The organism is Achromobacter sp. HZ34 (assembly GCF_002209485.1).
Classification (GTDB): Bacteria; Pseudomonadota; Gammaproteobacteria; order Burkholderiales; family Burkholderiaceae_B; genus Bordetella_C.
The window spans coordinates 93616-114442 of record NZ_NJIX01000003.1 but is presented as its reverse complement, the minus strand read 5'-3'; the positions used below and the strand labels follow the sequence as shown (position 1 = coordinate 114442).

Here is a 20827-nt window from a genome sequence, read left to right as displayed (position 1 = left end):
GTGCTGCGGTTGCAGTCAGTAGCAAAAGCATCATGCTACGGACAGACAAGGCGATTCCCGCTGGTATCATCGTTTGGTCTTGGAAACGTAACACGCAACGTAAGGAGCGAACCATGAACGCAAGAAAATCGCCGGATGCCGTCAAGGAAACCCTGATCGATAACGTCAAGACCAGCCTGAATGACGCCGAAGACCTGCTGCGCGAAGCGGCGTCCACCACTGGCGACAAGGCCGCCGAGCTGCGCGAACGTGCGTTGGCGACCTTGAAGCGCACTCGCGAAACGCTGTACGACGTGCAGGATGCCGTGCTGGAACGCAGCCGCAAGGCGGCCCGCGCCACCGACGACTATGTGCATGACAATCCCTGGCAGGCCATCGGCATCGCCGGCGGCGTCGGCCTGCTGATTGGCATGTTGATCAGCCGTCGTTGATCGTTCCGCTGTCTGCTTTCCACCCTGCGGTCAGAAGGGGCGGCACGGCGCTTGCAGCGTCGGCCGCGTCTTCTTCCGCTCCAAACTGATCCTCCATGGCTATTCGAAAATCCTTGCTGGGCGTCGCTTCCAGTTTGGTCGAGCTGGGCCGCACGCGTTTCGAGCTGCTGACGCTTGAAGCCCGTGCCGAACAGGGTCGGCTATTGAGCCTGCTGGGCATGTCCTTCGCGGCCCTGCTGTTCCTGACGCTGGCCGTGCTGGTATTTTCCATATTGGTCGCCGTGTATTTCTGGCCGACGGACTCGCGTTACATGGCGCTGGGTGTGCTCGCGGGCGGCTATGCCGTGCTGGGGCTGATCCTGCTGGCGGTGGTATGGCGCCATCTGCTGCATGGGCCGGCGCCTTTTGCCGCCACGCTGGAAGAACTGGGCCGTGACGTGCAGCTGCTGGACCGCGTGCGCGCGGCGGCGGCGGCCGAGGAAGCCGCCGAAGAAGCCGCGGCGCAAGCACGCCGGGCACGGCGCGACCGCATTTGAATTGGGGGCCGAAATGAGCAAGAAACTGTCGCCCGCCATCGATCGCGCCGTTCGCATGGAACTGCTGCGCGCCAAGGCGGCCGTCGAACGCGAAGCGCTGTTGCATAACCTGGCCGAAGCCGGGGTGGCCTTGTCACCGTCGCACATGGTGCGCAGCATTCTGCCCAGCAGCCTGCAAGGGCTGGTTGGCGGGGGCGGTGGCCTGGGTGGTGTAAACAGCAGCAAGATCGCCATGCAGGCTTTCACGCTGCTGCGGCGTTACCCCATGGTGCTGTCCAGCGCGTCCGCGTTGCTGTTGAAGGGCAGCAAGAAATCCAAGCTGTTGAAGCTGGGGGCCGGGGCGTTGATCGGCTGGCAGGCCTTGCGTATCTGGCGTCAAAAGCAGGACGGCGACGGCCACGTCGGCTGATCTGCCGCCAGGTGGCCCGTCGCGCCGCCGCGTCACGTTGCTCGCGGGGCTTTGACGCTATCGCGAGACGCATACATGGACGTTTTTTTGGGGGATCCCCCCAAACTCCTACCGCTTTGGGCCACACCCGTCTGGGGACGCCTGTTTCGGTCCGACCCACCGCGTCGTCGTGCCGGAGAATCTACAGCCCCAACTCCCCCCAGATCTGATCCACCCGGTCCTTGACCGCCTTGTCCATGACGATGGGCGTGCCCCATTCTCGTTGGGTCTCGCCCGGCCACTTGTTGGTGGCGTCCAGGCCCATCTTGCCGCCCAGGCCGGACACCGGCGAAGCGAAGTCCAAGTAGTCGATGGGCGTGTGCTCCACCAGGGTGGTGTCGCGCACGGGGTCCATGCGGGTGGTCATCGCCCACACCACTTCCTTCCAGTCGCGCGGATCGATGTCCTCATCCACCACCACGATGAACTTGGTGTACATGAACTGCCGCAAGATGCTCCATAGCCCGAACATCACCCGCTTGGCATGGCCCGGGTACTGCTTGCGGATGGATACCACCGCCAGCCGGTAGCTGCAGCCTTCCGGCGGCAGGTAGAAATCGACGATCTCCGGCAACTGGCGCCGCAGCAGCGGCACGAAGACTTCATTCAGCGCCACGCCCAGCACGGCCGGTTCATCGGGCGGCTTGCCGGTGTAGGTCGAGTGGTAGACGGGATTTCGCCGCATGGTAATGCGGTCGATGGTAAACACCGGAAACCAGTCGCGCTCGTTGTAGTAACCGGTGTGGTCGCCATAGGGACCTTCCAGCGCCATTTCATAGCCGGTATCCGGTGGCGGATTGACGCCCTCGGGCACCACCGGCGCCACCGCGCGCGGATCGGTGGACGGCAACAGATGGCCTTCCAGCACGATCTCGGCATAGGCCGGCACGGACAGCTTGCTGCCCAAGGCCTGGGTAACCTCCGTGCGCGAACCGCGCAGCAGGCCGGCGAATTGGTATTCGGACAGCGTGTCCGGCACCGGTGTCACCGCGCCCAGGATGGTGGCGGGGTCGGCGCCCAGCGCCACCGCGACGGGGAAGGGCTGGCCGGGATACGCCTGCGCATGGTCGCGGAAATCCAGCGCGCCGCCGCGGTGCGACAGCCAGCGCATGATCAGCTTGTTGCGCCCGATGGGCTGCTGGCGGTAGATGCCCAAATTCTGGCGTTTGGCATTGGGGCCGCGCGTGATCACCAGGCCCCAGGTCAGCAGCGGCGCCACGTCGCCGGGCCAGCAGGCCTGCAGCGGAAGGCGCGCCAGATCGACGTCGTCGCCCTCCAGCACGATTTCCTGGCAAGCGGCGCCGCGCACGTTCTTCGGACTCATGTCCCATAGCGCCGACTTCAGCATGGATACCTTGGCGAAGGCGTCGCGCAATCCCTTGGGCGCTTCCGGCTCGCGCAGGGACGCCAGCAGTTCACCAACCTCGCGCAAGGCCGCGACGTTGGCCGCGCCCATGCCCCAGGCCACGCGTTGCGGGGTACCGAACAGATTGGTCAGCACCGGCATGGCGGCCGGCTTGCCGTCATGCTGGGCGTTTTCGAACAACAGCGCGGGACCGCCCGCACGCAGCACGCGGTCGCCGATTTCAGTCATTTCCAGGCGCGTCGAGACCGCCGTCTGGATACGTTTCAGGTCGCCCCGTGCTTCGAGTTGAGCGATGAAGTCTCTAAGGTCTCGGTATTTCACTGCAATCCAGGGAAGATGAAGGAGAGTTAGCTTAAATTGCGCAAAGTTGCAAACCTATTAGAGGCTTGGTTACATACGCAGCTGGCGATAAAGGTTAACATCCCTCCCTTTCCAATCACGCAGGAGGTCACCATGCCCGATGCGTCAGCTGCCAGTGTCGTGCTTCGACACCTGGCCCAAGGAGTGCATCGCTATCTTGCCGAATGGCTGCGGATTTGCTCGGTTTACCTGGGTATCGCGGTCATTGTGACGGTAAGCATGGGATTTGCCTTGCCCGGTCTGCGCGACCAGGCCTTGCAGGTGCACAAAGCCTTGCTGACGGCGCTTGCGCCAAGTTCCATTCCGCCCAGTGCGTCTTCCGACCAGGACGGCCTGTTGCCCGGAGACCTGGATACCGATCCCGGGGCCGCGGTGGCCTTGGCGGTGCCCGATACCACCGGCAGCAATGCCACGGGATATCTGACGCCGATGCCGCATCCGCCGGCACCCGCGCGGGCGCGTCCGGAGATTACGGCCAACAGCGCACAGGTCGAAGCCCTGCGCAATTACATTTCGCGCAAGTACAAGGTGGCTTATGACGCCACCGGCGTGCTGGTCAATACCTCGTACCGGGTAGGGCGGGAATTGAAGGTCGATCCCCTGCTGCTGCTGGCGGTCATCGCCATCGAGTCGCGCTACAACCCGTTCGCGGAAAGCAGCGTCGGGGCGCAGGGCCTGATGCAGGTCATGACCAGCGTGCACCGGTCCAAGTTCGATACCCTGGGCAGCAAGAATGGCGCGCTGGACCCGGTGGCGAACATTCGTGTCGGCGCCGGCATCCTCAAGGACTGCATCGACCGGCGCGGTTCCGTGTCGGGTGGCCTGGCCTGCTACGTGGGGGCCAGCGGCCCCAACGACGGCGGCTATGGTGACAAGGTGCTGGCCGAGCGCCGCCGCCTGGCGGTGTCGTCCGGCATCCCGCTGGCACGCGACTGAGCCGTCCCTGGCCCGGCTGGGTCAGCAAGGCGGGCGGCACGGTCTCGCTACCAGGCGGGACCGGTTCAACGTACCGGGTCGCGCAGCGTTTCCAGGAAGGTTCCGATGCGCGTGGCTGCCTCCTCCAGGCGGTCCAGGCCGGTGGTATACGCGAAGCGCATGGTGTGATGCCCGTGAGCGGGGCCGAAGTCCAGCCCCGGCACGGCCGCCACGCCGGTTTCGTGCAGCAGCCGGTGCGAGAACGTCGCACTGTCCAGGCCCTGGTCGGCCAGATCCGCATAGATGTAGAAGGCGCCGTCCGGCTTGACCGGCACCGACAGCCCCATGCCGGCGAAGGCCTGCAGCAGGAAGTCGCGGCGTTGGCGGAAGGCTTCGCGACGCTGCTGGTAGATCTTCAGCGTATCGGGCAGGAAGCAGGCCAGCGCCGCATGCTGGGCCAGGGTCGGCGCGCAGATGTGCAGGCTGGCGGCCATTTTTTCCACGACGCTCACCATGTTCTGCGGCACCACCAGCCAGCCCAGGCGCCAACCCGTCATGGTGAAGTACTTGGAGAAGCTGTTGATGACGATGACGTCGTCATCCAGCGTCAGCGCCGAGCGGGGCGCCTGTTCGTAGGACAGGCCCAGGTAGATCTCGTCCATCAGGGTAAAACCGTCGCGCTCGCGCACTTCACGCAGCAGTTCCGCCAATTCTTCGGGCGCCACCGAGGTGCCGGTGGGATTGCTGGGCGAGGCGATCAGCACGCCCTGGGTATGTGCCGCCCAATTCTCGCGCACGTCCTGCGCCGACAGCTGGTAGCGCTTGGCCGCCGTGCTGGGTACCAGTTGTGGCCGTCCGCCGCTGGCCAGGACGAAATTGCTGTTGGCCGGGTAGGAGGGGTCGGGCATCATCACCCCGGCGCCGGGGTTGACCAGCGCAGCGCAGGCCAGGGCCAGGGCGCCCGAGGCGCCATTGGTCACGATGACGCGCGAAGGATCGACGCGGGCGCCGAATTCCGTTTCGTAATAGTGGGCGATGGCTTCGCGCAGGGCGGCTACGCCGGCCGGTGCGGTGTAGCCGCTGAGGCCGGCGCGGGCGGCGCGTTCCAGCGCTTCCACCACCTGGGGCGGCGCGGTAAAGTCCGGTTCGCCGATGCCCAGGCTGATGATGTCGCGACCCGCCGCCTGCAGCGCCTGCGCCTGCTTGAAGAGTTCGACCACCTGGAAAGTCAGGAAGTCCTGGGTGCGGGAGGCAAGGCGGGGCATGATGATCTCAGTGAGGGGATGCGGCTGGGGCGGAAGCGGCTATGCGTCGTGGACGCGCGGGAATGGAAAATCAATATTCCACGCTGCAGTAAAAAAATCGTCTAAGCCTAAGCCAAAAGAGGAATTGTAGTCATATGGAGACCACTCGCCGCGCATTTCTCTTGGGTCGACGGCCACCGGAGACGCCCTGGGCGGCTTTTTTACGACGGTTACGCCGTGGCTGCGAGGGGGAATTGCAGGTGCTGGACCCTGCGGCCAGGGACATTGCGCCGCAGGGATCCCGTCCGTCCCAGGCATCGCAGGATCATTGGGGGCTCCAGGCGCCCCAATCGGGCCCGTCCGCCCCATCCGCCGCATCCGCCGCATCCTCCACATCCGCCGCATCCTCCACATCCGCCCCATCCGCCGCATCCTCCACATCCTCCACATCCGCCCCGTCCTCCACATCCGCCACATACGCGCCGTCGGCCCCCTCCGCCTCATCCGCACCGTCGGTCCAGGCGTCGTGGACGCCGCTGTCGACCGTCGACGTCCGCCTGGCACGCGAGCTATGCGCCGAGTACGGCGTGGCAATGGCCCTGGCGGGGACGCGCGGCGAAGCGCCGGGGCGGCCGTGCCTGTGGGTGGATCCGCGCTCGTTGAATACCTTGCGCTGCCTGGACGAGGGCCAGTCTTCGACGCCATCGCGGTGGCGCGCGGCCCCGGGCGTCACGATGGCGATGTTGGCGCAGGCAGGGCTGGCGCAGTTCGCGGGGCTGCCGGCGGATCTGACGGTGGCCGCCTGGCTGGCCAGCCGCGCGCATGCGGCTGCAAGTCCGGGCCGCGCATGTCCTCCCGGCCTGGTCAGCGCGGACGTGATGCTGGCGGACGGCGCGCTGGAGACGCTGGGACCCTTCGGCGCCAGCGGTGGCGTCCCCTTGCGTAGCGGCACGGGGCAGGCCCTCGTCCCGGCCCTGTACACGCTGTCCACGCGCGCCGGTGCGGCATGGTGCCGTGCACAGGCAGCGTGGCCCGCCCGATACCGCCTGGATGCATTGGCGCCCCCGCCACCGGCCGAAGCCAACCTCGCCGGTTTGCTGGCGGGCCACGAAGGCGCCCTGGCCTGGGTAGACAGCGTGGTGCTCCAAGCCATCACGCCGCCCGTCAGCGGCAGCGGCAACGCGGCTGGCGTGGGCGCCGCCCCCCCGGCCTATCCCGCCGAGGCGCGGGCCCTGGATGCGTATATCAAGGATGCGTTCGATCCCGCCGGGTTATACCCGGACGCGCCGCTGCCGTAAGGCGATTTCGTTCGCTTCCTGGACCCCGGGGTCCACGCGGTATGCGTTATGCATGCGTCCCGCTCACACCCCGCCGCACGCTGCATTTGACACACTTTGAGTCGAATTCCAACGGCAGGGAGTAACATTGCTGCCAGTTTTTCCACACTGAAAGCGATCATGGACGCCAATCTACGCAAGGCCGCGCTCGAATATCACGAGCAGGGCCGCCCCGGCAAAATTTCGGTAACGCCCACCAAACAACTGACCAACCAGCGCGACCTGGCACTGGCCTACACGCCCGGCGTGGCGGCAGCCTGTGAAGAGATCGTCGCGGACCCAGTCAATGCCGTGCGCTACACCAGCCGCGGCAACCTGGTCGGCGTCATCACCAACGGCACGGCCGTGCTGGGGCTGGGCAATATCGGCGCGCTGGCCTCCAAGCCGGTGATGGAAGGCAAGGCGGTACTGTTCAAGAAGTTCGCCGGCATCGACGTCTTCGACATCGAGATCAACGAAACCGATCCCGACAAGCTGGTCACCATCATCGCCGGCCTGGAAGCCACCTTCGGTGGCATCAACCTGGAAGACATCAAGGCGCCCGAGTGCTTCACCGTCGAGCGCAAGTTGCGCGAACGCATGAAGATCCCGGTCTTCCACGATGACCAGCATGGCACCGCCATCACCGTCAGCGCCGCCTTTATCAACGGCTTGAAAGTGGTAGGCAAGGACATCAAGCACGTCAAGGTCGTGGCCTCCGGCGCCGGCGCCGCCGCGCTGGCCTGCCTGGACCTGATGGTGGACCTGGGCCTGCCGCTGGAAAACATCTGGGTCACCGACATCGAAGGCGTGGTCTACGAAGGCCGCGTCGAGCTGATGGACCCGGACAAGGAGCGCTTCGCGCGCAAGACCGACCTGCGCAAGCTGACGGAAGTCATCGAAGGCGCCGACGTGTTCCTGGGCCTGTCGGCCGGCGGCGTGCTGAAAGCCGAGATGGTTGCCAAGATGGCGCCCCGGCCGCTGATCCTGGCCCTGGCCAACCCGACCCCGGAAGTGTTGCCCGAAGTGGTCAAGAGCGTGCGCGACGACGCCGTCATGGCTACCGGCCGTTCGGACTATCCGAACCAGGTCAACAACGTCCTGTGCTTCCCCTACATCTTCCGTGGCGCGCTGGACGTGGGCGCCACGACCATCACCCGCGGCATGGAGAAGGCAGCGGTGTACGCCATTGCCGCGTTGGCGCAGGAAGAACAGAGCGAAGTCGTGGCTGCCGCCTACGGTACATACGATCTGTGCTTCGGCGCCGAGTACTTCATTCCCAAGCCCTTCGATCCGCGCCTGATCGTGCGCATCGCGCCGGCCGTGGCCAAGGCTGCCATGGAAGAAGGCGTGGCCACCCGCCCGCTGACCGACATGGACGCCTACGTCGCCCAGTTGCAGCAGTTCGTGTACCACTCCGGCGCCTTCATGAAGCCGCAGTTCGCCGCTGCCAAGCAATACGTGCGTGACGGCGGCAAGGTTCGCATCGTCTTCACCGAAGGCGAGGACGAACGCGTGCTGCGCGCGGTGCAGGTGGTGGTCGACGAAGGCCTGGCGCGCCCCATTCTGGTGGGCCGTCCGGCCGTGCTGGCCGCGCGTATCGAAAAGCTGGGCCTGCGCCTGCGCCTGGGCCAGGATGTGGAAGTTACCAACCCTGAATACGACGAGCGCTTCCACCGCTACTGGACCACGTACTGGGACCTGATGAACCGGCGCGGCATCACCAAGGAAATGGCGCGCGTGGAAATGCGCCGGCGCCTGACGCTGATTGGCGCCATGATGGTCCACCTGGGCGATGCCGACGGCATGATCTGCGGTACGGTGGGCGCCTATGCCGACCATTTGCGTTTCGTCGACGAGGTCATCGGCAAGAAGCCGGGCGCCAGGACCTATGCGGCCATGAGCATCCTGTTGCTGGCCGAGCGCACCGTGGTGCTGGTGGATACGCACATCAACGACGAACCGAGCGCCGAACAGATCGCCGAATACACCATCGCCGCCGCCGCCGAGATGGATCGCATGAGCCTGGCGCCCAAGGTGGCGCTGCTGTCGCGTTCGAATTTCGGCTCGGGTAGTTCTTCGTCCGGTGAGAAGATGCGCGAAGCGTTGCGCCTGATCCGCGAGCAGGCGCCGGACCTGGAAGTCGACGGCGAAATGCACGGCGATTGCGCGCTGGATGAAGAACTGCGCATGCGCATCCTGCCGTCGTCCACGCTCAAGGGCATTGCCAATCTGTTGGTATGCCCCAACGTCGATTCCGGCAACATCGCCTACAACCTGCTCAAGACCACCGCCGGCGGCAACGTCGCGGTGGGTCCCTTCCTGCTGGGAGGCAATGCGGCCGTACACATCCTGACGTCCAGTTCCACCGTGCGCCGTATCGTCAATATGACGGCGTTGACGGTGGTGGATGCCAATAACCGCGCGCCCAGGGCGGCCTGAGCGAAGCAGGGAAGGGGTCGGTATCCGGGGCCCTTTCGTAAGCAGCTGCAGGGTCTCCGAGCGGTGTCGCGGAGGCCGGGCCGCCTTTGCGCCTGCCGTGGCACGTAATGTCACCATTCGATGACAAGGCCTCCAGGTTTTTTTGCCTGACTCAGCGTATTTCAGTGTATTGTCCGATGCGTGTTGCGCAGTGCTGATCCGTGGTGTTTTTGCGCGGATCGCACACATTGCGCGAACCATTGATTGAGCCGGCATATGCCGATACGATGCAGCGTGAAATAGCATTAGCAGGAGGTCCCCGCATGGCCAATTCCGGTCAGTCCGCCTTGCAGCGGCAGTTGCAGCGCGGTGGCGCTCTGGATCCCGCATCGTTGGACCAGCCCGTGCTGGCCGATGCCGCCCGCGATTTGGGAGCCGCCGTATTCCTCGCCGATTGTGATCGGGCCCGCAGCCGCTCCGCGGTCTTGCGTGCCATCGCCAAGGCGGTCGACTTTCCCATGTATTTCGGCGGCAATTTCGACGCGCTCTACGATTGCCTGTGCGACACCGTGCTCGATCAGAAGGTCGGCGTGGTCTTGTACCTGCAAAAATTGCATTCGGGCGATCCGGTGCTGGAAGAGGATGCCGGCCGCATCGAGACCGTGTGTGCCGACGCGGCGGATTTCGCCCGCGAAAATGGCCGGCTGTTCGCGTATGTGATCGAACATGCGGGTGCGCACCCGATGGCCGAGCCTGGCGTCGCCGCCGCGCCCTACGGCGAGAGCGACTGAGCGAGAGCAAGCAGGCGCCAGCAGCCTGGCGTCCGCAACCGGCAGTCCGCAACCGGCCGTCCGCAACCGGCCGTCCGCAACCGGCCGGCAGCGACCCGCCGCCAAGCGCTTTATACCCAGCCCAGAATCGCCGCCGCGGCGGCCGTCAGCGCCAGGCCGGCGGTTTCCGTGCGCAGGATGCGGGGGCCGAATGTGACGGCCTGCGCCCCGGCCCGGCGGGCCGCCGCCAGTTCCGTGTCGTCCCAGCCGCCTTCCGGTCCCACCAGCAACTCCAGTTCACGCAGGCCTGCCGCCGCGCCCTGGGCCTGCGCCAGGACCTGGGTATAAGGCTGGCCGCCTTCCGGATGGCACAGCACGCGCAGGCTTGCCGCGGCAGCGGTGCCGATCATCGCCGCATTCGGTATGCCATTTACCGCGACATTCCCGGCCGCATCCGTTGCCCCATTTATTGCGGCATTCGCTGCCTGGCTTCTTTCCGCCGCCAGCCACTGTTCCAGCGTGACCGGCTCCGCCACCTGCAGCAGGCGGTTGCGGCCGCACTGTTCGCTGGCCGACAGGGCGATGCGGCGCCAATGGGTCAGCCGCTTGTCCTGGCGCGCGCCGCTCAATTGCAGCACGCTGCGCCTGGCGGCGATCGGCACGACCGTGTGCACGCCAAGCTCGACCGCCTTTTCCAGAATCCAATCCATTTTGTCGCCGGAGGGCAGACCCTGCACCAGGGTGATGGCGCCGCCCAGTTCGGCTTCACGCGGGTCGAAAGCGCCTAGTTCGACCGCGGCGGCGCGGCCATCGACGTGCAGGACCCCGGCATATTCACCGCCCTGGCCATTGAACAGGCACAGGGGGGCGCCGTCGCGCAGGCGCAGCACGCGCACGGCATGATGGGCGGCGGCTTCGGGTAGCGCGATGCGGCTGTGGGCCGCCAGGGGCAGATCGACGAAAAAGCGCGGTATAGGCATGATGGCGGATCGACTGATACGGAGCAAACGCGCTATTTTGACCGCATTCCGGCCGCGGCATGTGCCCGGCCTCGATCCTGTCCATGGTCACATCGTCCATGTGGCGGACCCACCGGTCCCGGCCGGGTAATCCCGCGGTGCTAAAATCTTGAGCTTTTGCAACCCTACCGGCTCGTTGTTACGTTGCAGCCGGCGAGAGAGCCCTCACGAATGAGCAATCCGACAGCCCGTCAACCTTCTTTGGCGGATGCGATCCGCGCTTTGGCGATGGACGCCGTGCAACAGGCCAATTCCGGCCACCCGGGGGCTCCGATGGGGATGGCGGAAATCGCCCAAGCCCTGTGGACCGGCCACCTGCGCCACAATCCCGCCGATCCGGCCTGGGCTGACCGTGACCGCTTCGTGCTGTCCAACGGCCACGGCTCCATGCTGCTGTATGCCTTGCTGCACCTCAGCGGCTACGACCTGCCGATCGAAGAACTGAAGAATTTCCGCCAGCTGCATTCGAAGACGCCGGGCCACCCCGAAGTCGGCATCACCCCGGGCGTGGAAACCACCACGGGCCCCCTGGGCCAGGGCGTGACCAACGCCGTGGGCATGGCGCTGGCCGAAGCGCTGCTGGCGGCGGAATTCAACCGCCCCGGCCATTCCATCGTCGACCACTACACGTATGCCTTCGTCGGCGACGGTTGCCTGATGGAAGGCATCTCGCACGAAGCCTGCTCGCTGGCCGGCACGCTCAAGCTGTCCAAGCTGATCGTGTTCTACGACGCCAACGGCATCTCCATCGACGGCCATGTGGACGCCTGGTTCGGCGATGACACCGCCAAGCGCTTCGAGGGTTACGGCTGGAACGTCGTCGGCGGCATCGACGGCCACGACGCCAGCGCGGTCGACGCCGCCATCCGCCAGGCGCATGGCCACGCGGCCAGCCACGGCGGCCCGACGCTGATCATCTGCCGCACCGTCATCGGCAAGGGCGCCCCCACCATGCAGGGCACCCACAACGTGCACGGTGCGCCGCTGGGCAAGGACGAAATCGCCGCTACCCGCGCCGCCCTGAACTGGAACTACCCGCCTTTCGAAGTGCCGGCCGACGTCTACGCCGGGTGGGATGGCCGTCCGCGCGGCGCCAAGGCGCAAGCCGAATGGCAGCAGCGCTTCGACACCTATGCCGCCCAGTTCCCGGCCGAAGCCAAGGAATTCAAGCGCCGCATGAAGGGCGACCTGCCGGCCGATTTCGCCGAGAAGGCGCAGGCCTATCTGGCCGCCACCCAGGAAAAGGCCGAGACGGTCGCCACGCGCAAGGCCTCGCAATACGCGATCGCCGCGCTGGCGCAGGCCTTGCCGGAACTGCTGGGCGGTTCGGCCGACCTGACCGGTTCCAACTACACCGACTGGAAGGGCGTGGCGCCGGTGCGCGCCGGCGAGAAGGGCATCCAGTTCGGCCGCCACATCAACTACGGCGTGCGTGAATTCGGCATGGCCGCCATCATGAACGGCGTGGCGCTGCACGGCGGCTACCTGCCTTTCGGCGGCACTTTCCTGACGTTCTCCGACTACTCGCGCAACGGCATCCGCATGGCGTCGCTGATGAAGCAGCGCGTGGTGCACGTGTTCACGCACGACTCCATCGGCCTGGGCGAAGACGGCCCCACCCACCAGTCGATCGAGCACGCGAACAGCCTGCGCCTGATCCCCAACCTGTCGGTCTGGCGTCCTTGCGACACCACCGAAACCGCGGTGGCCTGGATCGAGTCGGTGTCGCGTCCCACCAGCATCGGCATGGACGTGCATGACGGCGGCCCCAGCGCGCTGCTGCTGTCGCGCCAGAACCTGCCTTTCGTGCAGCGTGACGCGGCCACCACCGCGGCCATCGCGCGCGGCGGCTATGTGCTGCGCGACGCGCCCGAGGCGCGCGCCATCATCATCGCCACCGGCTCCGAAGTGGGCCTGGCGCTGGCCGCGCAGGAAGCGCTGGCCAAGGACGGCGTGGCGGTGCGCGTGGTCTCCATGCCCAACACCAACGTCTTCGACAAGCAGGACGCCGAATGGCGCGCCAGCGTGCTGCCCAAGGGCCTGCCGCGCGTCGCCGTCGAGGCCGGCACCACCGGCCTGTGGCACAAGTATGTCGGCCTGGAAGGCGCCGTGGTCGGCATCGATCGTTATGGCGAATCGGCCCCGGCCGGCGAACTGTTCAAATATTTCGGACTGACCCCGGAGAAGGTGGCCGAGGCCGTCAAACAGGTTTTGTAAAAGGAGATCCAGACATGACCATCCGTGTTGCCATCAATGGCTATGGCCGTATCGGCCGCAACGTCCTGCGTGCTCACTACGAAAGCGGCAAGAAGCACGATATCGAAATCGTTGCCATCAACGATTTGGGCGATCCCAAGACCAACGCCCACCTGACCCGCTACGACACTGCCCACGGCAAGTTCCCCGGCAAGGTCGAGGTCGATGGCGAATACATGGTGGTCAATGGCGATCGCATCCGCGTGCTGGCAAACCGCAACCCGGCCGAACTGCCCTGGGGTGACCTGAAAGTCGACGTGGTGATGGAATGCACCGGCTTCTTCACCACCAAGGAAAAGGCCAGCGCCCACCTGAAGGGCGGCGCCAAGAAGGTCATCATCTCCGCGCCTGGCGGCAAGGACGTCGATGCCACCATCGTCTTCGGCGTCAACCACAATGTGCTGAAGGCCAGCGACACGGTCATCTCCAACGCATCGTGCACCACCAACTGCCTGGCCCCCCTGGTCAAGCCGCTGCACGATGAGCTGGGCGTGGTCTCGGGCCTGATGACCACGATCCACTCGTACACCAACGACCAGGTGCTGACCGACGTCTACCACGAAGACCTGCGTCGCGCCCGTTCGGCCACCATGAACATGATCCCCGCCAAGACCGGCGCCGCCGCCGCGGTGGGCCTGGTGCTGCCCGATCTGAACGGCAAGCTGGACGGCTTCGCCATCCGCGTGCCGACCATCAACGTGTCGCTGGTCGACCTGTCCTTCATCGCCAAGCGCGAAACCTCCGTCGAGGAAGTCAACGCCATCCTGAAGAAGGCGTCCGAAGGCTCGCTCAAAGGCATCCTGGACTACAACACCGAGCCCCTGGTGTCGAGCGACTTCAACCACAACGCGGCCTCCAGCACGTTCGACGCCACGCTGACCAAGGTCTCGGGCACGCTGGTCAAGGTGACGTCCTGGTACGACAACGAGTGGGGCTTCAGCAACCGCATGCTGGACACCACCGTGGCACTGATGGCCGCCAAGTAAAAGCGGCATCGGCGTACCGGTGGGGACCGGGCGCCGGTTGAATAGAAATGAACGAAGGGGACGCACTGTCCCCTTCGTCTTGTGGGGCGCTGGCGCCCTGAGGAGAAGCATCCATGTCCAAGGTGAATACGCTGTCCGCGCTGGCCCAGTCCGGCGCGCTCAAAGGCAAGCGCGTCTTTATCCGCGCAGATCTGAACGTTCCTTTCGACGACAACGGCAACATCAGCGAAGACACGCGCATCCGTGCCTCGGTGCCGGGCATCAAGCTGGCCCTGCAGGCCGGCGCGGCCGTCATGGTCACCTCGCACCTGGGCCGTCCGAAAGAGGGCGTGCTGACGCCGGAAGACACGTTGGCGCCGGTGGGCAAGCGGCTGGCCGAACTGCTGGGGCAGGACGTACCGCTGGTGCAGAACTGGGTCGAGAATGGCGTGGATGTCGCGCCCGGCCAGGTGGTGCTGCTGGAGAACTGCCGCGTCAATGCCGGCGAGAAGAAGAATGACGAAGCGCTGTCGCGCAAGATGGCGGCGCTGTGCGATGTGTACGTGAACGACGCGTTCGGCACCGCGCATCGCGCCGAAGCCACCACGCATGGCATCGCCAGGTTCGCGGCGGTGGCCTGCGCCGGTCCGCTGCTGGCCGCCGAACTGGAGGCCCTGGGCCGTGCCCTGCACGAACCCAAGCGCCCGCTGGTGGCCATCGTGGGCGGTTCCAAGGTGTCGACCAAGCTGAGCATCCTGCAGTCGCTGGCGTCCAAGGTGGATCAGCTGGTGGTGGGGGGCGGCATCGCCAACACTTTCCTGCTGGCGGCCGGCAAGTCCATCGGCAAGTCGCTGGCTGAACCTGACCAGGTGCAGCAGGCCGTGGCGGTGATCGACGCCATGCGCGAGCGGGGCGCCGCGGTGCCCATTCCTGTCGACGTGGTGTGCGCCAAGGCCTTCGGCGCCGATGCCGAGGCCACCGTCAAGGCGGCTGATGCGGTGGCTGACGATGACATGGTGCTGGATATCGGACCGCAAAGCGCGCAGGCGCTGGCCGAGATCCTGAAGAAGGCGGGCACCATCGTCTGGAACGGCCCGGTGGGCGTGTTCGAGTTCGACCAGTTCGCCCATGGCACGGAAACGGTTGCCCGCGCCATTGCCGATTCGTCCGGGTTCTCCATTGCCGGCGGCGGCGACACCCTGGCCGCCATCGCCAAGTTCGGCATCACGGACAAGGTGGATTACATCTCCACCGGTGGCGGTGCGTTCCTGGAGTTCCTGGAAGGCAAGACCCTGCCGGCGGTGGAAGTGCTGCAGCAGCGGGCTGGCTAAGCGCCGCGGCTGTCGCGCCAACGGCGCAGGGAAGGGCGTTCCCATTGTTCGGCGGCGTAGTCACGCAGCCGGGCGGGGACTTCCTCGCGCGACAGGATCAGGCGATTAAGCATCAGGGCCAGGTCGGCATCGGCGATGCACCAGTCATCGAACAGATGCTTCTGGCCCTCTTGCAGCAGGCAGCCGGCCACGCGCACCAGGCGGGTGGCGTCAGCCTGGCCTTCGTCCGACAGCGGCACCCGCTGCATGCCTTCGAAGACCACTTCGGTAGGCCGTTCGCGCCGTAGCGCGGCCAGGTCGCTGCGCAGCCAGGCTTGCACCTGGCGCATGCGCGCACGTGCCCGCGTGTCGGCCGGAATCACCGCCGCATACTCCGGCGCCGGAAACGCTTCTTCCAGGTATTCGACGATGGCGCTCGATTCGCTCAGGTAGAAATCATGGTGCGCCAGCACCGGCACCTTGCCGGCCGGCGACCGGCAGAGAAACGGCGCCATGCGCTGTTCCCCCTGGTCCAGATCGACCAGGCGCAACTCGAAGTCCAGGTTCTTTTCCACCAGCGCGACATAGGCGGACATGGCCCAGGGACTGAGCAGGCGATTGTCGATGTAGAGGGTGAGCGGTACTGCCACGATAGGCTCCGGATCTTCAGGAAAAAGGGGAAAACGGCTTCCCTGGTTTGGCATAGCTTAGCAGGCGCGCGTCAGGCGGACAGCACGGCGCGGTTGCGGCCCCGCTGTTTGGCCCGATACAGGGCCCGGTCGGCACCTTCGATGATGCTCTGGATGTCATGGTCTTCCACGCCGGCAATCGCCACCCCCAGGCTGATGGTGATGCGGATGGTCGAAGAGCCATGCACGATGGGGGTCTCCTGCACGGACTGGCGCATGCGTTCGGCCAGCGCCAGCACCGCGCCCGGCGGCGTGCCGGCCAGCAGGATGACGAATTCCTCGCCGCCGAAGCGCGCGACCAGGTCGGTTTCCCGCACACAGGACGTGAGTATTTCGCCCACCTTGCGGATGGTGGCGTCACCGGCGCTGTGGCCGTGGTTGTCGTTGACCTGCTTGAAGAAATCGATGTCCGCCATGATCACGGTCAGGTGGCGCACGCCAAGGTCGGCCAGCATGACGTCGGCCGCGTAGAGGAAGGAACGGCGGTTGAGCAGTCCGGACAGGGGATCGATGCCCGCCGCGCGGCGCAGCTCGCTGATCTCCTGGGCATAGCGGCGTTCTTCCTGCTGGGCCTGGCGCTGGACCAGGTCGGCGCGTTCCTGCTCCACGCCCAGGCGCCGCATCAGGGACCGCAGTGCGGCCGACAGGTCGACGATTTCGCGCGCCCCGGCCAGGCGGGGCAGCATGGTGACGGAATGGTCGCGGCCCAGATCGCGCGCCGCCGCCGTCAGCGCCAGCAAGGGCGAGGCAATGCGGCGGGCGATGAACCAGGTCAAGGTGACGCCGGCCACCGCGACCAGGATGCTGAGGATCAGCGCGCTCCACTCCAGCCGGCGTACCGCCGCATAGGCGTCGCGGGCCGGCTGCTGGGCGATGATCAGCCAGTTGCGGCCGGGATAGTCGCGGTAGCCGGACGCCATGGCATAGCCGGTCAGCATGACGCCGTTGTCGCTGTCGGCTTCGAAAACGCCGCGGCGGCTTTGCAGCATCTGCGCGATCTGAGCGTCGCTGAAGGGCTTGCTGCCCAGGTGCGGGCCCAGCAGCATGGTGCCGTCCGAGGAAAGGATCCACAGGTCGCGGATGCCCCCGGTGGTGTCGTTTTCCAGCATGGCGCGGCGCGCTTCGGCGGCCCAGGTCCAGCTGAGGTGGGCACCGATGACACCCACCGTCTTGCCGGCGATGACGATGGGGGCAGCGATCTCGACGAAGCGGAAAGCGTGGCGCCGGTCGCGGCCCAGCAGTTCACCCAGCAACCTGGATTCGCGCACGTCGCCGATATAAGGGCTGAGCAAGCCCCGTTGGAACCAGAGCCGGTCCGCCACCGACTTGCCTTCCAGCTGCCCCTGGGTGGACACCAGCACCTCGCCCGTCGGATCGGCGACACCCACCCAGGCATAGTCCATCATGGAGCTTTGCCGGCCGTTGAGCAGCGCGCGCAGCGGACCGGGCTCCATGCCGCGCACCGTGGGTGCCTCCGCCAGGATGCGTACTTCGCGGAATCGCTCGTACATATCGCGGTCCAGCGTGTGCGCCATGGCGGCGGCGATATTGGTGACGTGGGCTTCGATCAGTTCCCGCGTCTGGCGCTTGCCCATGTATGCCGCGCCACCGGCCGCCGCCGCCACCAGTGCCAGGCACAGTGTCCCTGCCAGCAATGTGATCTGCTGCTGAATGGTGAGGGTGCGACGACGGTGCAAGCGAATTACCCGACGAATTTGGAATGGGCCCAATTCTGTCGCAATCCCAAAATTGGGTCCACTTATTCGGCCGCATTGTTGGAAAAACACAGGCTGCGACCTTCAAAACAAGGGCTGTCCGCTTTTCTTGTTGATTTTTGCCGAACGTCTGATTCAGTCGTCCGAAAGGTGGATCGCCTGTTTGCAAAAGCGGGTGTAGTTTTTCGGTTGCGGCGAATACTGACTTGGTCGTCATCTTCCGGTGCATGACGCGGTTACTCCACCCCACCAGTGAGCGAGTATGGAGTTCAAGGACTATTACGACACGCTGGGTGTCGAGCGTGCGGTTTCCGAAGAGGATCTGCGGCGCGCCTATCGCAAGCTGGCACGTAAATACCATCCGGACGTCAGCAAGGAAGCGGACGCCGAAGCGCGCATGCGCGATATCAACGAGGCGTACGACGTGTTGCGCGATGCGGCCAAACGCGCCGCCTACGACAACCTGGCCGCGGGTGTGGGGGCCGGTGCTGCCAGGGGGGCCGGGAGCGGCACCGCTTATCGCCCTTCGCCTGGCTGGGAGCAAGGCTTCGAAAGGCCGGGCAAGGCGACCGCCAAGGACCCGCGCGAGGAGGCCGAGTTCAGCGAATTCTTCTCTTCGCTATTCGGTTCCGCCCAGAAGCGCCGTGGCAGCGCCGCGCGGGAATCGCACCCGACGCACGCGCGCGGCGAGGACTATCACGCCATGATCGAGGTGGAGCTGGAAGACATCCTGCATGGCGCGACCCGCGAGATCAGCCTGCGGTCCATGAAGATGGACGCCAACGGCCGGCCCCAGTTGCAGGAGCGCAAGCTCAGCGTGCTGGTCCCCGCGGGGGTGCGCGAGGGGCAGCGCATACGCCTGGCGGGGCAGGGCATGGTCGGCTATGCGGGCGGGCAGCCTGGCGACCTGTACCTGGAGGTACGCGTCAAGCCGCATCGGCTTTACCGCGTCGAGGGACGCGACCTGGTCATGACGCTGCCGGTCACGCCCTGGGAAGCCGCGCTGGGCGGCAAGGTGCGCGTGCCCACGCCGGGGGGCTCGGTGGAAGTGGTCATCCCGCCCGGGTCGCGGCCTGGCAACAAGTTGCGCCTGAAAGGCCAGGGCTTGCCGGGTGCTCATCCGGGCGATCTCTACCTGACCCTGGACGTGGTCTGGCCGCCGGCCGACAGCGAGACCGCGCGCGAGGCGTATCGGCGGATGGCGCGCGACATCGCCTTCAATCCCCGTGCGGGTTTGGGGAAATGAAGCGTCCGCCACTGCCGGCCAGTGCGCCCTCGCCATGGCGCCGGCCGTGGCGACGCCCTGCTTGGGTATAGTGGCGGCATGAATACCGCCACCGATCCTGCGTCCAGCCCCGCCGCTGCGCCTGCCGTCCGCCTGCAACGCCGCCATCCCGACGAGCTGATCGTCGGCCTGGTCTCGATTTCCGACCGTGCTTCGTCCGGGGCCTATCAGGACCAGGGCCTGCCGGCCTTGCGGGAGTGGCTGGACAGCGCGCTGTCCACCCCCTGGCAAGGCGCTGAGAGGCTGATTCCCGATGAAGCAGCCGGCATTTCCGCCACGCTGGCCGAACTGGTCGATACGGTGGGTTGCGACCTGGTATTGACCACCGGCGGCACCGGCCCCGCGCGGCGCGATGTCACGCCGGAAGCGACCCTGGCCGTGGCCACCCGGGAAATGCCCGGTTTCGGCGAACAGATGCGGCAGATCAGCCTGAAATTCGTCCCTACGGCGATCCTGTCGCGCCAGGTGGCGGTGATACGCGAAACGGCGGACCACGCCGCCCTGATCATCAATCTGCCGGGCCAGCCCAAGGCCATCCGCGAGACCCTGGAAGGCTTGCGCGACGCCGACGGCGCCACGCTGGTACCGGGGATTTTCGCGGCGGTGCCTTACTGCATCGACCTGATCGGCGGTCCCTACACAGAGACGCGGCCCGAGGTGGTCAAGGCATTCCGGCCGAAATCGGCGATACGAGCGCCCAAGGCATGAGGGGCAACGGGGCGGCGGCTGCGCCCTGGCGCCTTGCGCTCAGCTGGGCTTTAGTGGCGGGGCGTTATAGTCCTGTTTCGTCTTATCGTTCGAGCAGAAAAATGAAACAGCGCTATCTGGCCATCGCCGCCCTGACTTTCCTGGCGGGTTGCACGACGTCCACCGACATGCTGAAAAAGGACCCGGTCTTTTACGGCCACACCACGCACTCGCCGGAAACGTACGCGGCCTGCGTGGCCGATTCCTGGCGCCGTCAGGGCCTGGACGTCAAGGTCACGAATATCGACGGGGGAGCGGATGTGACGACCAGCAGCGTCACCGGCATCAGTTCGGCCCTGCGTGTGCAGCAGTGGGCCAATGGCAGCGTGCAGATCCGCATGTCGGCCCGCTCGTCCTGGAGTTCCCAGGAACAGGTGCAGGCCGCGAATCTCTGCATGTAACTTCGATCCGAGGGATGGCAGCAACCCGCTGGTTCTGCCACGTTCCTGGCGCCGTTTGCCCTGAGCAATCGGCATGGATCCGTGCGTATTAATCTTTCTGGTCCAGGTCCCACCTTTTGATGGCCTCTACCCGAGCGCCTTCCATAGACCCATATGGATACAGCATAGATCTCATATATAGATTTTATAAATAAAATCTATATATTCCTCGTTCGGCTCAGGCGGCGCGCGCCTGGGTGCTGCCGGCACTATCCGTCAGATCCAGGTAGTCGCGCTGGGCCGCCTCGACTTCGTGCGCCAGGCGGATGCGCAGGCGGCGCTGTTCTTCGACGAAGTCATCGAATTTGCTCTGGGCGTGCGCGTAGGACAGCCCGGTGCGGCACAGGCTGTTGATGAAGGTCGCGCGCGAAGTATCCAGGCTGTTCCAGACCCTCTCGGCCCGTGCCTGCATTTTCTCGGATCGGGTAATGCGATCCATCGCCTTGCGCAGTTGATCGTCCGTCGACATCGCGTACAGATAAAAAATGCTCTGCGGCAAAAAAAAACCGCCTATGAATGAACGTAAATTAAACCTCGATTTTACGTTTTTCAAACGGCGGAATTGATGGCGGGTTTCAGCCCCCAGGGTGCGTT

Annotated in this window: 20 protein-coding genes; 13 read left to right on the top strand and 7 right to left on the bottom strand. The window is 65.7% G+C overall.

What is annotated here, in order from left to right; all coding sequences use genetic code 11:
* Positions 1-113 precede the first annotated feature (113 nt).
* The 3 genes from CEY05_RS12655 (at position 114) to CEY05_RS12645 (ending at position 1376) form a co-directional block, all read left to right on the top strand.
* On the top strand, positions 114-431 hold the full coding sequence (locus tag CEY05_RS12655) for a YqjD family protein (protein WP_088598701.1): 318 nt from the start codon (positions 114-116) through the stop codon (positions 429-431).
* Between the two features lie 95 nt (positions 432-526).
* Complete coding sequence (locus CEY05_RS12650) at positions 527-967, top strand: phage holin family protein (RefSeq protein WP_088598700.1); 441 nt, start codon at positions 527-529, stop codon at positions 965-967.
* 13 nt (positions 968-980) lie between these two features.
* Positions 981-1376, top strand: coding sequence for a hypothetical protein (locus CEY05_RS12645; protein WP_088598699.1), 396 nt, complete (start codon positions 981-983; stop codon positions 1374-1376).
* Positions 1377-1557: 181 nt separating this feature from the next.
* Here the strand turns inward: CEY05_RS12645 and ubiD are convergent, their stop codons facing one another.
* Positions 1558-3102: a 4-hydroxy-3-polyprenylbenzoate decarboxylase gene (gene ubiD, locus CEY05_RS12640; protein WP_088598698.1), complete on the bottom strand. Its 1545-nt coding sequence runs from the start codon at positions 3100-3102 to the stop codon at positions 1558-1560.
* 132 nt (positions 3103-3234) lie between these two features.
* Between ubiD and CEY05_RS12635 the strand changes: the two genes are divergently transcribed.
* Positions 3235-4077 carry a lytic transglycosylase domain-containing protein gene (locus tag CEY05_RS12635; protein ID WP_088598697.1) on the top strand — a complete coding sequence of 281 codons (843 nt, stop codon included), beginning with the start codon at positions 3235-3237 and terminating at the stop codon, positions 4075-4077.
* Positions 4078-4142: 65 nt separating this feature from the next.
* Here CEY05_RS12635 and CEY05_RS12630 read toward each other — a convergent pair whose 3' ends face one another.
* Positions 4143-5321, bottom strand: coding sequence for a pyridoxal phosphate-dependent aminotransferase (locus tag CEY05_RS12630; RefSeq protein ID WP_088598696.1), 1179 nt, complete (start codon positions 5319-5321; stop codon positions 4143-4145).
* A 304-nt stretch (positions 5322-5625) separates the two neighbouring features.
* Positions 5626-6033 (bottom strand): hypothetical protein, encoded by a 408-nt coding sequence (locus CEY05_RS31715; RefSeq protein ID WP_233161502.1) that lies wholly within the window; start codon positions 6031-6033, stop codon positions 5626-5628.
* Between the two features lies 1 nt (position 6034).
* Between CEY05_RS31715 and CEY05_RS12620 the strand changes: the two genes are divergently transcribed.
* The 3 genes from CEY05_RS12620 (at position 6035) to CEY05_RS12610 (ending at position 9828) form a co-directional block, all read left to right on the top strand.
* On the top strand, positions 6035-6598 hold the full coding sequence (locus tag CEY05_RS12620) for a hypothetical protein (protein WP_233161501.1): 564 nt from the start codon (positions 6035-6037) through the stop codon (positions 6596-6598).
* Between the two features lie 159 nt (positions 6599-6757).
* A complete protein-coding gene (locus tag CEY05_RS12615) occupies positions 6758-9058 on the top strand; it encodes an NADP-dependent malic enzyme (protein ID WP_088598695.1) in 2301 nt (766 codons plus the stop codon).
* A 302-nt stretch (positions 9059-9360) separates the two neighbouring features.
* Positions 9361-9828 (top strand): barstar family protein, encoded by a 468-nt coding sequence (locus CEY05_RS12610; protein WP_088598694.1) that lies wholly within the window; start codon positions 9361-9363, stop codon positions 9826-9828.
* Between the two features lie 110 nt (positions 9829-9938).
* Here CEY05_RS12610 and CEY05_RS12605 read toward each other — a convergent pair whose 3' ends face one another.
* Positions 9939-10787, bottom strand: coding sequence for a 16S rRNA (uracil(1498)-N(3))-methyltransferase (locus CEY05_RS12605; RefSeq protein WP_088598693.1), 849 nt, complete (start codon positions 10785-10787; stop codon positions 9939-9941).
* 210 nt (positions 10788-10997) lie between these two features.
* Here CEY05_RS12605 and tkt point away from each other — a divergent pair, with 210 nt between their 5' ends.
* From tkt to CEY05_RS12590, 3 genes are all read left to right on the top strand, one after another.
* Positions 10998-13043 (top strand): transketolase, encoded by a 2046-nt coding sequence (gene tkt, locus CEY05_RS12600; RefSeq protein WP_088598692.1) that lies wholly within the window; start codon positions 10998-11000, stop codon positions 13041-13043.
* Positions 13044-13057: 14 nt separating this feature from the next.
* The gene (gap, locus tag CEY05_RS12595) at positions 13058-14068 is read left to right on the top strand and encodes a type I glyceraldehyde-3-phosphate dehydrogenase (RefSeq protein WP_088598691.1); all 1011 of its coding nucleotides are present in this window, start codon (positions 13058-13060) and stop codon (positions 14066-14068) included.
* A 113-nt stretch (positions 14069-14181) separates the two neighbouring features.
* Complete coding sequence (locus CEY05_RS12590; protein ID WP_088598690.1) at positions 14182-15378, top strand: phosphoglycerate kinase; 1197 nt, start codon at positions 14182-14184, stop codon at positions 15376-15378.
* Here CEY05_RS12590 and yfcF read toward each other — a convergent pair.
* Positions 15375-16007, bottom strand: a complete 633-nt coding sequence (gene yfcF, locus CEY05_RS12585; RefSeq protein ID WP_088598689.1) for a glutathione transferase — start codon at positions 16005-16007, stop codon at positions 15375-15377. The two genes, CEY05_RS12590 and yfcF, sit on opposite strands and share 4 nt — an antisense overlap.
* 71 nt (positions 16008-16078) lie before the next feature.
* Positions 16079-17743, bottom strand: coding sequence for a sensor domain-containing diguanylate cyclase (locus CEY05_RS12580; RefSeq protein WP_143220420.1), 1665 nt, complete (start codon positions 17741-17743; stop codon positions 16079-16081).
* Positions 17744-18023: 280 nt separating this feature from the next.
* On the opposite strand from CEY05_RS12580, the gene CEY05_RS12575 reads away from it, so the two are divergent.
* The 3 genes from CEY05_RS12575 (at position 18024) to CEY05_RS12565 (ending at position 20194) form a co-directional block, all read left to right on the top strand.
* Positions 18024-19007, top strand: coding sequence for a DnaJ C-terminal domain-containing protein (locus CEY05_RS12575; protein WP_088598687.1), 984 nt, complete (start codon positions 18024-18026; stop codon positions 19005-19007).
* Positions 19008-19085: 78 nt separating this feature from the next.
* Complete coding sequence (mog, locus tag CEY05_RS12570) at positions 19086-19754, top strand: molybdopterin adenylyltransferase (RefSeq protein ID WP_088598686.1); 669 nt, start codon at positions 19086-19088, stop codon at positions 19752-19754.
* 101 nt (positions 19755-19855) lie between these two features.
* Positions 19856-20194, top strand: coding sequence for a hypothetical protein (locus tag CEY05_RS12565; protein ID WP_088598685.1), 339 nt, complete (start codon positions 19856-19858; stop codon positions 20192-20194).
* Between the two features lie 217 nt (positions 20195-20411).
* Here the strand turns inward: CEY05_RS12565 and CEY05_RS12560 are convergent, their stop codons facing one another.
* Entirely contained in the window at positions 20412-20732 is a 321-nt protein-coding gene (locus CEY05_RS12560; protein ID WP_088598684.1) for a hypothetical protein, read from the bottom strand.
* Positions 20733-20827 lie beyond the last annotated feature (95 nt).

What these genes read in the sequence shown, in the direction of transcription:
- CEY05_RS12645 (WP_088598699.1), top strand. Translation starts at nt 981, where the DNA reads ATGAGCAAGAAACTGTCGCCCGCCATCGATCGCGCCGTTCGCATGGAA.
- tkt (WP_088598692.1), top strand. Translation starts at nt 10,998, where the DNA reads ATGAGCAATCCGACAGCCCGTCAACCTTCTTTGGCGGATGCGATCCGC.
- gap (WP_088598691.1), top strand. Translation starts at nt 13,058, where the DNA reads ATGACCATCCGTGTTGCCATCAATGGCTATGGCCGTATCGGCCGCAAC.
- CEY05_RS12635 (WP_088598697.1), top strand. Translation starts at nt 3,235, where the DNA reads ATGCCCGATGCGTCAGCTGCCAGTGTCGTGCTTCGACACCTGGCCCAA.
- CEY05_RS12590 (WP_088598690.1), top strand. Translation starts at nt 14,182, where the DNA reads ATGTCCAAGGTGAATACGCTGTCCGCGCTGGCCCAGTCCGGCGCGCTC.
- CEY05_RS12610 (WP_088598694.1), top strand. Translation starts at nt 9,361, where the DNA reads ATGGCCAATTCCGGTCAGTCCGCCTTGCAGCGGCAGTTGCAGCGCGGT.
- CEY05_RS12605 (WP_088598693.1), bottom strand. Translation starts at nt 10,787, where the DNA reads ATGCCTATACCGCGCTTTTTCGTCGATCTGCCCCTGGCGGCCCACAGC.
- mog (WP_088598686.1), top strand. Translation starts at nt 19,086, where the DNA reads ATGAATACCGCCACCGATCCTGCGTCCAGCCCCGCCGCTGCGCCTGCC.
- CEY05_RS12575 (WP_088598687.1), top strand. Translation starts at nt 18,024, where the DNA reads ATGGAGTTCAAGGACTATTACGACACGCTGGGTGTCGAGCGTGCGGTT.
- CEY05_RS12565 (WP_088598685.1), top strand. Translation starts at nt 19,856, where the DNA reads ATGAAACAGCGCTATCTGGCCATCGCCGCCCTGACTTTCCTGGCGGGT.
- CEY05_RS12650 (WP_088598700.1), top strand. Translation starts at nt 527, where the DNA reads ATGGCTATTCGAAAATCCTTGCTGGGCGTCGCTTCCAGTTTGGTCGAG.
- CEY05_RS12630 (WP_088598696.1), bottom strand. Translation starts at nt 5,321, where the DNA reads ATGCCCCGCCTTGCCTCCCGCACCCAGGACTTCCTGACTTTCCAGGTG.
- CEY05_RS12655 (WP_088598701.1), top strand. Translation starts at nt 114, where the DNA reads ATGAACGCAAGAAAATCGCCGGATGCCGTCAAGGAAACCCTGATCGAT.
- CEY05_RS12620 (WP_233161501.1), top strand. Translation starts at nt 6,035, where the DNA reads ATGGCGATGTTGGCGCAGGCAGGGCTGGCGCAGTTCGCGGGGCTGCCG.
- CEY05_RS12615 (WP_088598695.1), top strand. Translation starts at nt 6,758, where the DNA reads ATGGACGCCAATCTACGCAAGGCCGCGCTCGAATATCACGAGCAGGGC.